This window comes from Roseateles sp. (assembly GCF_019237615.1).
Classification (GTDB): domain Bacteria; phylum Pseudomonadota; class Gammaproteobacteria; order Burkholderiales; family Burkholderiaceae_C; genus Pelomonas.
The window spans coordinates 45,331-56,647 of the sequence record NZ_JAFAGT010000044.1; the positions used below are offsets into that span (position 1 = coordinate 45,331).

At 70.7% G+C, this 11,317-nt stretch carries 10 protein-coding genes and 2 pseudogenes; 10 read left to right on the forward strand and 2 right to left on the reverse strand.

Annotation, left to right across the window (positions count from 1 at the left end; all coding sequences use genetic code 11):
* Positions 1-40: 40 nt before the first annotated feature.
* The 8 genes from JOY88_RS07760 to JOY88_RS07795 are packed head-to-tail and all read left to right on the forward strand — an operon-like array spanning position 41 to position 8,854.
* Positions 41-925, forward strand: a complete 885-nt coding sequence (locus JOY88_RS07760) for an SPFH domain-containing protein (protein WP_293501684.1) — start codon at positions 41-43, stop codon at positions 923-925.
* Positions 926-934: 9 nt separating this feature from the next.
* Positions 935-1,453 (forward strand): hypothetical protein, encoded by a 519-nt coding sequence (locus JOY88_RS07765; protein ID WP_293501685.1) that lies wholly within the window; start codon positions 935-937, stop codon positions 1,451-1,453.
* Positions 1,453-1,662, forward strand: a complete 210-nt coding sequence (locus JOY88_RS07770; RefSeq protein ID WP_293501686.1) for a type II toxin-antitoxin system antitoxin — start codon at positions 1,453-1,455, stop codon at positions 1,660-1,662. The genes JOY88_RS07765 and JOY88_RS07770 overlap by 1 nt, the downstream gene beginning before the upstream one ends.
* Positions 1,659-2,312 carry an ABC transporter ATP-binding protein gene (locus JOY88_RS07775; protein WP_293501687.1) on the forward strand — a complete coding sequence of 218 codons (654 nt, stop codon included), beginning with the start codon at positions 1,659-1,661 and terminating at the stop codon, positions 2,310-2,312. The genes JOY88_RS07770 and JOY88_RS07775 overlap by 4 nt, the downstream gene beginning before the upstream one ends.
* Positions 2,309-4,855, forward strand: coding sequence for an FtsX-like permease family protein (locus tag JOY88_RS07780; RefSeq protein WP_293501688.1), 2,547 nt, complete (start codon positions 2,309-2,311; stop codon positions 4,853-4,855). The genes JOY88_RS07775 and JOY88_RS07780 overlap by 4 nt, the downstream gene beginning before the upstream one ends.
* Positions 4,855-5,892 carry a lipocalin-like domain-containing protein gene (locus tag JOY88_RS07785; RefSeq protein WP_293501689.1) on the forward strand — a complete coding sequence of 346 codons (1,038 nt, stop codon included), beginning with the start codon at positions 4,855-4,857 and terminating at the stop codon, positions 5,890-5,892. Before JOY88_RS07780 ends, JOY88_RS07785 begins: the two co-directional genes overlap by 1 nt.
* Before the next feature lie 17 nt (positions 5,893-5,909).
* A complete protein-coding gene (locus JOY88_RS07790) occupies positions 5,910-7,055 on the forward strand; it encodes a DegT/DnrJ/EryC1/StrS family aminotransferase (RefSeq protein ID WP_293501690.1) in 1,146 nt (381 codons plus the stop codon).
* The gene (locus JOY88_RS07795) at positions 7,052-8,854 is read left to right on the forward strand and encodes an ABC transporter transmembrane domain-containing protein (RefSeq protein ID WP_293501691.1); all 1,803 of its coding nucleotides are present in this window, start codon (positions 7,052-7,054) and stop codon (positions 8,852-8,854) included. Before JOY88_RS07790 ends, JOY88_RS07795 begins: the two co-directional genes overlap by 4 nt.
* A 236-nt stretch (positions 8,855-9,090) precedes the next feature.
* Here the strand turns inward: JOY88_RS07795 and JOY88_RS07800 are convergent.
* Positions 9,091-9,420 (reverse strand): annotated as a pseudogene (locus JOY88_RS07800) (phage integrase N-terminal SAM-like domain-containing protein); the annotation flags it as partial.
* Between the two features lie 213 nt (positions 9,421-9,633).
* On the opposite strand from JOY88_RS07800, the gene JOY88_RS07805 reads away from it, so the two are divergent.
* Both JOY88_RS07805 and JOY88_RS07810 read left to right on the forward strand, forming a co-directional pair.
* A complete protein-coding gene (locus JOY88_RS07805; protein ID WP_293501692.1) occupies positions 9,634-10,008 on the forward strand; it encodes a hypothetical protein in 375 nt (124 codons plus the stop codon).
* A 626-nt stretch (positions 10,009-10,634) separates the two neighbouring features.
* Positions 10,635-11,087: a hypothetical protein gene (locus JOY88_RS07810; protein ID WP_293501693.1), complete on the forward strand. Its 453-nt coding sequence runs from the start codon at positions 10,635-10,637 to the stop codon at positions 11,085-11,087.
* 100 nt (positions 11,088-11,187) lie between these two features.
* Here the strand turns inward: JOY88_RS07810 and JOY88_RS07815 are convergent.
* A pseudogene (locus JOY88_RS07815) lies at positions 11,188-11,317 on the reverse strand (IS1595 family transposase); the annotation flags it as partial.

The following is an 11,317-nucleotide window of genomic DNA, read 5'->3' on the forward strand; positions in this document are numbered from 1 at the left end:
AGTGATATCACTTTGATTCACTTTTGAGGCAAGCCACGTCATGAGCACTCCCTCCCCGTCGCGTGAAACCAGCGTCAGCGAAAGCGCGGCCCGCAGCGTCAACGGCTATCCCATGGTGGCGCTTGGCCTGGCGCTGATCGCCATCGGCATCGGCCTCATGCGTGGTGCACCGCTGCTGGGCGTGCCGCTGGTGCTGGCCGGCGTACTGACGCTGGCGGGCCTGTACATGCTCAATCCCAACCAGGCCGCCGCGCTGACGCTGTTCGGCGCCTACATCGGCAGCGACCGCGGCACCGGCCTGCGCTGGGCCAACCCGCTGGCAGTGAAGAAGCGCGTCTCCCTGCGCGACCGCAACCTCAACGCGCCAGTGCTCAAGGTCAACGACCAGCGCGGCAACCCCATAGAGATCAGCGCCGTCGTCGTCTGGCGGGTGCGCGACACCGTTCAGGCGCTGTTCCAGGTGGATGACTACGAAGCCTATGTGCGCGTGCAGGCCGAGGCCGCCATCCGCCACCTGGCCACGTGCTATGCCTATGACGAGGCCGACGAGGTCGAGGCCGGCGCCGTGACCCTGCGCGGCGGCCAGGACGTCGTCGCGCTGGCCCTGCGCGCCGAACTGCAGGCCCGCTTCGCAGATGCCGGCGTGGACGTGCTGGACGCCAAGATCAGCCACCTCGCCTACGCCCCCGAGATCGCGCAGGTCATGCTGCGCCGCCAGCAGGCCGAGGCCATCATCAGCGCACGCAGCAAGATCGTGCAGGGCGCGGTGGAGATGGTCGAGTCGGCGCTGAAGGGCCTGAGCGAGCGCCAGATCGTCGTGCTGGACGACGAACGCCGCGCCGCCATGGTCAGCAACCTGCTGGTCGTGCTGTGCTCCGACCGCGAGACCCAGCCGGTCGTCAACACCGGTTCGCTCTACACCTGAGGCAGCGCCGTGCAGAGCCACCTGTTCCGCCTCGCCTGGCCGCTCACCGCGCTGTTCATGGCGGCCACGCTGCCCTGGCTCCCTGAACAGGTCGGCGACCCTGGCCAGGAGATGGGCCGGGGCGCCTACCTCGTCGCGATGCTGCTGGCGGTCGGGACGGGCGGCCTGTTCGGGCCCGGTTTCGTGACCTGGATGGGACGCAACGCACCGCAGCAGCTCAGCCTGCCCCATCGGGCCTACTGGCTGGCGCCGGAACGCCGCGAAGCCACGCTGGCCCGCCTGGCCGAGCACGTCAGCGCCCTGGGCCTGATGCAGATGCTGCTGCTTGCCGGCATCCACCTCCTGCTGCTGCTGCGCAGCAGCCCCGACTGGCCGCAGCCGCCGGGCGAAGCCTGGCAGCTCGGGGCCGCGGCGCTGGCCCTGTGGTTTGCCGCCTGGTGCTGGCAGATCTTTCGCCTGTTTCCGGCACCGCCCCCCGCCGAGATCGAGCCGCAGCGGCAGCCCAGGCGCCCCGACAAGCACAGCTGATGGCCAGCCCCGACAAGAAATCCTTCCCGCTGCGCGTCGACCCCGCGCTGTGGGCCGAGGTCGAGCGGCTCGCCGCGGCCGAGCTGCGCAGCGCGAACGCCCAGGCCGAGCTGCTGCTGCGCGAGGCGCTGGGCCGGCGCGGCATCAAGCTCGCGCCGCCCCAGGGTCGGGCGGCGGCCGCACGCAAGGATCCAGAATCCAAGGCATGAATCCTCTGAGTGCGAGCGGCCTGTCCAAGGCCTACGGCGACGTGGCCGTGTTCTCCGGCATCGACCTCGAACTCGCGCCGGGCGAGATCGTCGCGCTGCTGGGCGAGTCCGGCGCTGGCAAGTCCACGCTGCTGAACTGCCTGGCCGGGCTGGACGAGGCCGATACCGGCAGCATCACGCTGGACGGCCGCGACCTGCGCACGCTCGACGACGAGGGCCGCTCGGCGCTGCGCCGCCGGGCGTTGGGCTTCGTCTTCCAGGCCTTCCACCTGCTGCCGCACCTCAATGTGGCTGACAACGTCGCGCTGCCGCTGCGCCTGCTGGGCCGCCGCGACGACGCCCGCGTCGCGCAGATGCTCGCGGCGGTGGAGCTCGCGCCACTGGCCGAGCGCATGCCGCGCCAGCTGTCCGGCGGCCAGTTGCAGCGCGTCGCCATCGCCCGCGCACTGGTGCACCGCCCCCGCCTCGTGCTCGCCGACGAGCCCACGGGCAACCTCGACGCCCGCCATGCGGCCGAGGTGCTGGCGCTGCTGCGGCACTGCACGCTGGAGGCCGGAGCGGCCTGCCTGCTGGTGACGCATTCGGAACGCGCAGCCGACGCCGCGGACCGGCGCCTGCGGCTGGACGGCCTCGGCCTGCACCAAGCATGAGGCTGTGGGCCACGCTGTGCTGGCCCGCCTGGCGCGACCAGCCCGGTCGTATCGTGCTGGCCATCGTCGCCGTCATGCTGGGCGTGGCGCTGGCCTTTGGCGTGCACCTGCTCAACGGCGCGGCGCTGGCCGAGTTCGCGCGCGCCGCGCGCGGCGTCAACGGCCAGCCCGACCTGGTGCTGCACGCCCGCGGTGGCACGCTGACCGCCGCCGACCTCGCCGAGCTGCTGAACCGCCCGGATGTCGCCGCCGCCAGCCCCGTCGTCGAGGCCCAGGCGCTGTGGCCCGGCCAGACCGACTCGGTGGGCCGCGGCCTGAGCCTGCACCTCATCGGCCTGGACCCGCTGGCCCTGCTGGCCTCCGCCGCCAGCAGCCGCCCGCTCGCGCCGGAGCTCACGCCGCAGATCGAGGGCGGCGTCAACGAGCTGCTGGCCGCCGACACGGTGCACCTGAACGCGGCCGCGCGTCGCCTGTTGCCCGCCGGTGCGACCCGCCTGAGACTGCGCCTGCCCCAGCCCGGCGGCGCGGCGCCGCGCGATATCGAGCTGCGCATCGGTGGCCGCGTCGCCGCCGGCAGCACGCCGCTGGGCGTGCTGGACATCGCCGACGCGCAAGTCCTGTTCGGGCGCCTCGACGGGCTGGACCGCATCGACGTACAGCTGGCCCCCGGCGTGGACGCCACCGCCTGGGCCGCCCGGTTGCCCGCGCGCTGGCGGGCCGCACCGCCCGTGGACGAAGGCGCCCGCCTGTCCGACCTGACCCGCGCCTACCGCGTCAACCTGGGGCTGCTGGCGCTGATGGCGCTGTTCACGGGCAGCTTCCTCGTCTACGCGGTGCTGTCGCTGGCCACTGCCCAGCGCCTGCCGCAATGGGCGCTGGCGGGCGTGCTGGGCGTGTCGGCGCGCATGCGCTGGCGGCTCATCCTGATGGAGGGCGGCATCGTCGGCCTCATCGGCACCCTGCTGGGCCTGGCGCTGGGCCTGGGCCTGGCGGCCGGCGCGCTGAAGCTGCTGGGCAGCGACCTGGGCCTGCAGGGCGCGGGCGGCTCGTCCATCCAGTTGCTGCTGGGCCAGTCGCTGCTGCTGCCGGCGCTGGTCTACGGCGCATTGGGCATGGCCGCCGCACTGCTGGCCGCGCTGGCGCCGGCGCTGACGATACGCCGCATCGCGCCGGCCCTGGTGCTCAAGGGCCTGGGCTTGCCGGCCAGCCGCAGCCTGCCGGCCTGGCTGGGCGCGGGCCTGCTGACGCTGGGCGGCCTGCTGGCCGCGCTGCCGCCGCTGTGGCACGACACGCCGGTTGCGGCCTACCTGTCCATGCTCTGCCTGCTGCTGGGCGGCCTGGCGCTGGTGCCGGCCGGGGTGCGCGGCCTGACGGCGCTGCTGGCGCGGCTGCCGGCCACGCCTTTGCTGCTGCTGGCCCGCGAGCGCAGCCGCGACCAGGCGAGCGAGGCACGCCGCTCGCTGGCCGGCGTGCTCGTCGCACTGGCACTGGCCGTCGCGATGACGGTCATGATCGGCAGCTTCCGCGAGTCGCTGATGCATTGGCTGGACCAGGCCCTGCCGGCCGACCTCTATCTGCGCAGCGCGCTGCGTGCTGCCGATGGCCAGCCCGCGCCGCTGCCGCCGGCCCTGCTCGACGCCCTGCCCCGCCTGCCCGAGGTGGCTCGTGCGCTGCCGCAGCGCACCGCCCGGCTGCGCCTCGCGCCGGGCGCCGAGCCGGTGACGCTGACGGCGCGCGACGTCGGCGCCGCCGGACTGCCCCTGGTGGAGCGCTGGGACGGCCCGCCGGCCGCCGGCGCCTTGCCCGTCTGGGTCAACGAGGTGGCGCGCGACCGCGACGGGCTGGTGCCGGGCCGCGTGGTCGCGGCCGAGCTGGTGAACGGCGGCCGCAGCGTCGAGCTGCAGGTACGCGGCGTCTGGCGCGACTACGCGCGCCAGAGCACGGCGCTGTGGATGGCGCTGGCCGACTACCGCCGTGCCAGCGGCGACGCCACGTCCACCGAGGTCGCGCTGTGGCTGGCGCCCGGCCAGACGCCGGACAACGCCCAGGCGGCCGTGCGCCGGCTGGCCGGCGCGGACGTGGACTTGGCCGCCGCCGGCGAGCTGCGCAGGCTGTCGCTGCAGATCTTCGACCGCAGCTTCGCCATCACCATCTGGCTGCAGGCCGTGGCGCTGGCCGTGGGGCTGTTCGGCGTCGTCGCCAGCCAGTCGGCCCAGGCGCTGGCGCGCAAGCGCGAGTTCGGGCTCCTGCGCCATCTGGGCCTCTCGCGGCGTCAGCTGCTGAGGCTGCTGCTCATCGAGGCCGGCCTCACCGGCGGCACCGGTGCACTGGCCGGGCTGGCGCTGGGCCTGGGCCTGAGCGTCGTGCTGGTCTACGTCGTGAACCCACAGAGCTTTCACTGGAGCATGGAGATGCACCTGCCCCTCGCGCGCCTCGCGTCTCTGGTGGGGCTGGCTTTTGCGGCGGCGGTGGGCGCGTCGCTGCTGGCCGGCCACCGTGCACTGGGCCAGGACGCCGTGCGCGCGGTCAGGGAGGACGCCTGATGCTGCGCCGACGCACGCTGCTGCTGGCCGCGCTGCCCCTGCCGGTGCGCGCCGCGCTGAACTTCCCGCAGGACTTCGGCGCCCACCCGGACCAGGCCATCGAGTGGTGGTACCTGACGGGCCTGCTGGGTGACCGCGACGGCGCGCAGCCGCGCTACGGCTACCAGCTGACCTTCTTTCGTCTGCCCGGCCCCGCCGCGGCCGATCACCCCAGCCCGCTGGCCGCCCGGCAACTGCTGCTGGGCCATGTGGCCCTGTCCGACCTCGGCGCGCAGCGGCAGCGCCATGCCCAGCGCCTGCTGCGTGCCCTGCCCGGTGCCGTGCAGGCCGCAGTGGGCGACTGCGACGTCAAGCTGCGCGACTGGACGCTCAGGCGCGAGAGCGGCGGCTACCGCGCGCTGTTCGGCGGGCCAGGCTTTTCGCTGGAGCTGGAGCTGGCCTCGCCGGACGCGCCGCTGCAGCAGGGCGAGGCCGGCCTGTCTCGCAAGGGCCCCGGACCGCAGCAGTTCAGCCACTACTACTCGCGGCCGCAGTTGCTGACTCAGGCCGCGCTCATGCTGGACGGCCAGCGCCACAGCCTGGCCGGCCGCGCCTGGCTGGACCACGAGTGGAGCGACAAGCTGCTGGGCGACGCCGTCGGCTGGGACTGGCTGGGCATCAACCTGCACGATGGCCGCGCGCTGACGCTATTCCAGTTGCGCCGCCCGGACGGTCGCCGCGACTGGGCCGGCGGCAGCCTGCGCACGCCCGGCCAGCCCGACCGCAGCTTCGCGCCCGACGAGGTCGAGATGCAGCCGGTCCGCCACTGGACCAGCCCCGCCACGGGCGCCCGCTGGCCGGTGGCTTGGCGGCTGAAGAGTCCGGCCGGCGAGATGCAGCTGCGCGCCGCCTTCGACGCCCAGGAGATCGACGCGCGCCGCAGCTCGGGCCTGGTCTACTGGGAGGGTGTGGCACGGCTGTTCGACGGCAGAAACCGGCAACTCGGCGCCGGCTACCTGGAACTGACCGGCTACGCGGGCAGGCCACCCATCCTGTAGACCACAATGCGCGGCCCATGCTGCAACGCCAACCCACCCGCCCGACCTTCGGCTGGGACAACCTCGCGGGCGGGCACGCCGCCGGCCTCCCCGCCGTCGACGACCTGCCCCACACGCGGCTGCTGACCAGTGGCCGCGCGGCGCTGTTCGCCGCGATGAAGGCGCTGGGCGTGCAGGCCGGCGACGGCGTGCTGGCCCCCAGCTACCACTGCCCGACGCTGGTCGCGCCGCTGCGCGCGGCCGGCGCGGCGCTGCAGTTCTATCCGCTGGGCCCCGATGGCCTGCCCGCGCTCGACGCCATCACACCGGCGGCGCGCACGCGCGCCCTGGTCGCGGCCCAGCTCTTCGGACTGCCGCGCTCGCTGGCCGCCGTGCGGGCCTGGTGCGACGCCCGCGGCATCGCGCTGGTGGAGGACTGCGCACACAGCTTCTTCGGCCAGGCCGGCGAGCGGCCTGTGGGGCACTGGGGCGACCTGGCGACGGCCAGCCTGTCCAAGTTCTTCCCCGTGGCAGAAGGCGGCCTGCTCGCCGCGGCCCGGCCTCTGCCCGCGCAGGCCCTGCAGCCGGCCGGCGCCAGGGCGCAGCTCAAGGCCTGGGTGGATCTGCTGGAGCGTGGCAGCGCACAGGGCCGGCTGACAGGCCTGAACGCACCGCTGCGCGCGCTGTTCCGCCTGAAGAACGGTCCGCCCCGCGCGCCCTCGCCCGCCGCGCCGGGCGAGCCGGACGAAGCCCGGATGCTGGCCGAATGCGACCTCGGCCGCAGCGAGCAGGCAGCGCCGGCCCTGACCCGGCGTCTGCTGGGCCTGCCACGCGGGCGCATCGTCACGCGCCGCCGCGCCCACTACGACATGCTGCACCGCCTCGCGCAAGGACTGCCCGGCGCGCGGCCGCTGTCCGCCCCCCTGCCCGCCCAGGCCGCGCCCTATGTGATGCCGCTGTGGCTGGACGCGCCCGAGCCTGCCGAAACCGCCTACGCGGCGCTTCGCGCGGCCGGCTGCGCGGTGTTCCGCTGGGACCGCGTCTGGCCCGACGTGCCCGACTTCCCCGACGATCACGGCGCCCGCTGGCGCACCCAGGTGCTGCAGCTGCTGTGCCACCAAGACCTCGACGATGCCATGCTGACCCGCACCTGCGACGTGCTGACCGACGCCCTGAAGACATGAGTTCCACCACCGAACGCCCCGCCTCCAAGCAGGCCCGCTCGCTGAGCGGCCTGGCCCCCTTCCTGCGCCCCTACCGCGGCCGCATCACGGTGGCCCTCGTGGCCCTGCTGCTGTCCGCCATGGCCACGCTGGCCTTCCCGCTGGCGCTGCGCGGCCTCATCGACGCGGGCTTCTCCGCCGGCGACCCCGGCGAGCGGCTGATGGCGCTGCGCGAGCATTTCCTCGCGATGTTCGGGGTCGGCGCCGCCTTGGGCATCTTCTCGGCCTCGCGCTTCTACATGGTCACCTGGCTGGGCGAGCGCGTCACGGCCGACCTGCGCAACGCCGTCTACACCCATGTGCTGCGCCAGAGTCCCGAGTTCTTCGAGACCACGCAGACCGGCGAGGTGCTGAGCCGCATCACGACGGACACCACCGTCGTGCAGACAGTCGTCGGCTCCAGCCTGTCCATGGGCCTGCGCAACATCGTCATGGGCGTCGGCGCGCTGGTCATGCTCGTCGTCACCAACCCCTATGTGATGGGCCAGGTGCTGGGCATCCTGGTTCTGATCGTCGCGCCGGCGCTGTACTTCGGCCGCCGCGTGCGCAAGCTGTCGCGGGCCAGCCAGGACCGCGTGGCCGATACGTCGGCCATCGCCGCCGAGGTGCTGAACGCCGTCACGGTCGTGCAGAGCTACACCCAGGAAGCCGCCGAGGCCAAGCGCTTCGCCGCCGCCAGCGAGGCCGCCTTCGACACGGCGCGCAAGCGCACACGTGTGCGCAGCCTGCTGGTCGCTTTCATCATCACGGCCGTCTTCGGCGCCATGCTGTGGGGCCTGTACCAGGGCACGCAGGCCGTCATCGCCGGCAAGATCTCGGCCGGCCACCTGGGCCAGACGGTGGTCTACGTGACGCTGCTGGTCAGCAGCGTGGCCGTGCTGGCCGAGGTCTGGGGCGACGTGCTGCGCGCGGCCGGCGCCACCGAGCGCCTCATCGAGTTGATGGAGGCGCGCTCGCCGGTGGCCGACCCGGCCATGCCGCAGGCGCTGACGGCCGCACGGGGCGGCAGCCGCGTCGAGTTCGACGCCATCACCTTCCACTACCCCTCGCGGCCGCAGACGGCGGCGCTGGACGGTTTGTCGCTGACGGTGCAGCCCGGCGAGACCGTCGCGCTGGTGGGCCCCAGCGGCGCCGGCAAGACGACGGTGTTCCAGCTGCTGCTGCGCTTCTACGACCCGCAGTCTGGCCAGATCCGCCTGAACGGCGCGCCCACGCAGACGCTGAGCCTTGCCGACCTGCGCGCCAACGTGGGCCTGGTGCCCCAGGACAGCGTCATCTTCTCGACCACGGCGATGGAGAACATCCGCTACGGCCGGCCGGGCGCCAGCGACGAGGAGGTCGTGGCCGCTGCCAGGGCCGCGTTCGCGGACGACTTCATCCGCGCGCTGCCCGAGGGATACCAGAGCTTCCTGGGCGAGCGCGGCGTGCGCCTGTCCGGCGGCCAGCGCCAGCGCATCAGCATCGCCCGCGCGATGCTGAAGAACCCGCCGCTGCTGCTGCTCGACGAGGCCACCAGCGCGCTGGACGCCGAGAGCGAACGCGTCGTGCAGGCCGCGCTGGAGGCCGCCATGCAGCACCGCACGACGCTGGTCATCGCGCACCGGCTGGCAACCATCCAGAAGGCCGATCGCATCGTGGTGCTCGAGGCGGGGCGCATCGTTGACATCGGCCGGCACGAGGAGCTGGTGGCACGCGACGGGCTGTATGCGAAGTTGGCGGCGATGCAGTTCGGGTTGGAAACCGACGCCCAGGCCACCTGAACGGCGGCCGCCCACCCTGTCGTCAGCGGAAGGCCCGGGCTGGCCCGACACCGGCCATGCTGCGTCAACGGGCGCGCCTGCGGGCCTGATCGAACCGCCTTGCCACTCACACGACACAAGTCCTGACGCCGGGGCAATCTGGTCAGCACCGACAACACCTCATCGACACCGAGGATCACCGGCAAGCGCCGCTTGGGCACCGGGCGTCCGATCTCCTGCATCCAGGGCAACTGCAGGCTCAGCACCTTGCCGTAGAGAAACAGGAGTGCAGACAAGGCCTGACGATGGCTGGACGGAGACAGCCCCCGGTCTGATGCCAGATGGGTAAGGTAGGCCTCGACCTCGGGGCCACCCATCTCTGCCGGATGGCGTAGGCCGTGGAACCGGATGAAGGCCCGAGACCAGTACAAGTACGCCTGCTCGGTTCGCCGGCTGTAGTGCAACATCCGGATGCGCTCACGCAGCTGATCCAGCAGCCTGACGGCTCGCAAGGGCGGCAGATTAACTGCAGGGCTCGGGCGCAATGCCGCGCGAGGAGTGACAGGGCGAGCGATGGCAGGCAGCATGGCAGCCTCCGCTTGGCGGTGCCGCGAACCAACCAAACCGGTTTGTAACGGGTGCGGCTTTTGACGGGAAATTTTGTACTGTATGAAACGACAGTCAAGTCGGCTGAAGCTCCAGCCTCGACAAGCACTTGGGTCGCGTGCGGGGCGCCGCGTTACTGCGCGGGCTGCCGTGATAGGCCGCGTCCACCTGCGGTCTACAAAACGTTGGGCATTATGAATTTCCTGCCGCCGTCTTTAGTCGCGATCTTCGGTCTCGCCTGCGGTGCGGCGGTCGGCTTCGTGTTCGGCTTTGCGCTCACGTCTCATGCAGACGTGCTCCGTGGCATTCGGCCGAATACCAAGAATCGGCTGGTGCTGTTTCTGGCTCGGCCAACTAGCGAGATGGGCCTTCTTTCGAGCGTGTTGTTCTTGGCGATCATGTGCGCTTGGCTGGCAGTGCTTTTCGGCCCTTGCGCACTGCCAGCTATTGCCTCCGAACATTTGTCAGGGGACGGTCCGCCATTGATTCTTCTGGCCTATGGCTGCTTCGCGCTGGCGGCTTGGCTCGGGCGAAGTTTCGGAGCCCATGCATGGCGCGTCATGTCCTGAGCATGATGCCCAACCCTACATTGCAGCGGACGGCTTCACCGCTCGCTGAACTTGAACGTTAGGCCGCATGTACGCTTGCCCTGTCTGCCACTCCGAGGTGCCGAAAATCTCACGCTTTCTCCGCTCCTCTGGTTTTTTGTGTGCAACCTGCCGTTCCGATTTGTGCATGAGCCCGACGCCCTCAACAATCTGGATTTTTCGGGCAGTCATGCTCCTCGGTGTGGCAGTCATGATCTACCTATCGCGTACCCATCAAAGACTCTTGTTGTGGGCGTCGCTTGTCGCTCTGATGCTGGGGATTTTTGGACTGCAATCTATGGGTGCAGTAGTTTTACGCGGCTCTCAGAACACTTCGACTGATGCGCTGTCAAAGGTCATGAACGGCCCGAGGGGATCTCGCATTCGTATTGGGCTAGCCATACTGTTTGTGCTTCTTCTCCTGCTCGGCGCTGGCCTGCTGGAGCCTGGTCGGCTGGGCGAGCTGCTGTCGAGATTTCACGGTCCGGCCTAACCTATTTTTCGATTTGACCATTCACAGCAAAGGCCCTCGCCGCCTTGCTTTTCATTTTCGGCAGCTCTGGCCTTTGCCGTTCTGGGCCTCTCAACGCGAACGTTAGGTTTCTCAAGTGCCCACGGATTGGATCGTCTACTGGCTCACACGGCCCTCGGGGATCGCGCTTATCGCCCTTGCCATAGCACTTCCGTTCGGACTGTGGCGAGCCGTCTTGGGGCCTTCCGGAGCTTCCGTTGGCTACCGCCCGTTGGCAGCTGGTTATCTCAGCGCCATGATCGGGCTTGCGGTGATTAGCTTTGGATCGGCCTACTTCGAGTTCAGCAACCGCGTGGCAAGCGGCGCTCTAAAGGAGGCGGAGCGGTGGACCATCGTGCCAGGGTGGTCAATCTACCTTGCGGTGCTGTCTCTTCTCTTCGTGCTGCCGCTCATCGCGTTGGTTGGCGTTCCACTTTCCGCTCTTCTCCTGCGGCTGCGCAGATTGACGTATCCGGTGATTGCAGGCGGTACGACGGCTTTTTGGCTCGCACTTTCATGCTTGCTGTGGATGTTCCCCAGCAATGAGTAGCATCACACGCATCGGTGGGAATCTCTTGGCATGTGGTTACGAGATCTGCTGCCCGGCATGCTCTTAGTCGCAGTGCCCTTCATGGCTCTTTGATCGTTAGTTAGTGATGGTCATTCAGCCCCAATGCCAAAGCCAACAGTGGCGCGGACTTGCGTGGTTTTTTGCTGGCGCGGTCCAGCGCCCGGAACCAGCCGAGGTAGCTTTCCAGGTAGTCTGTGGCCACGCCCTTG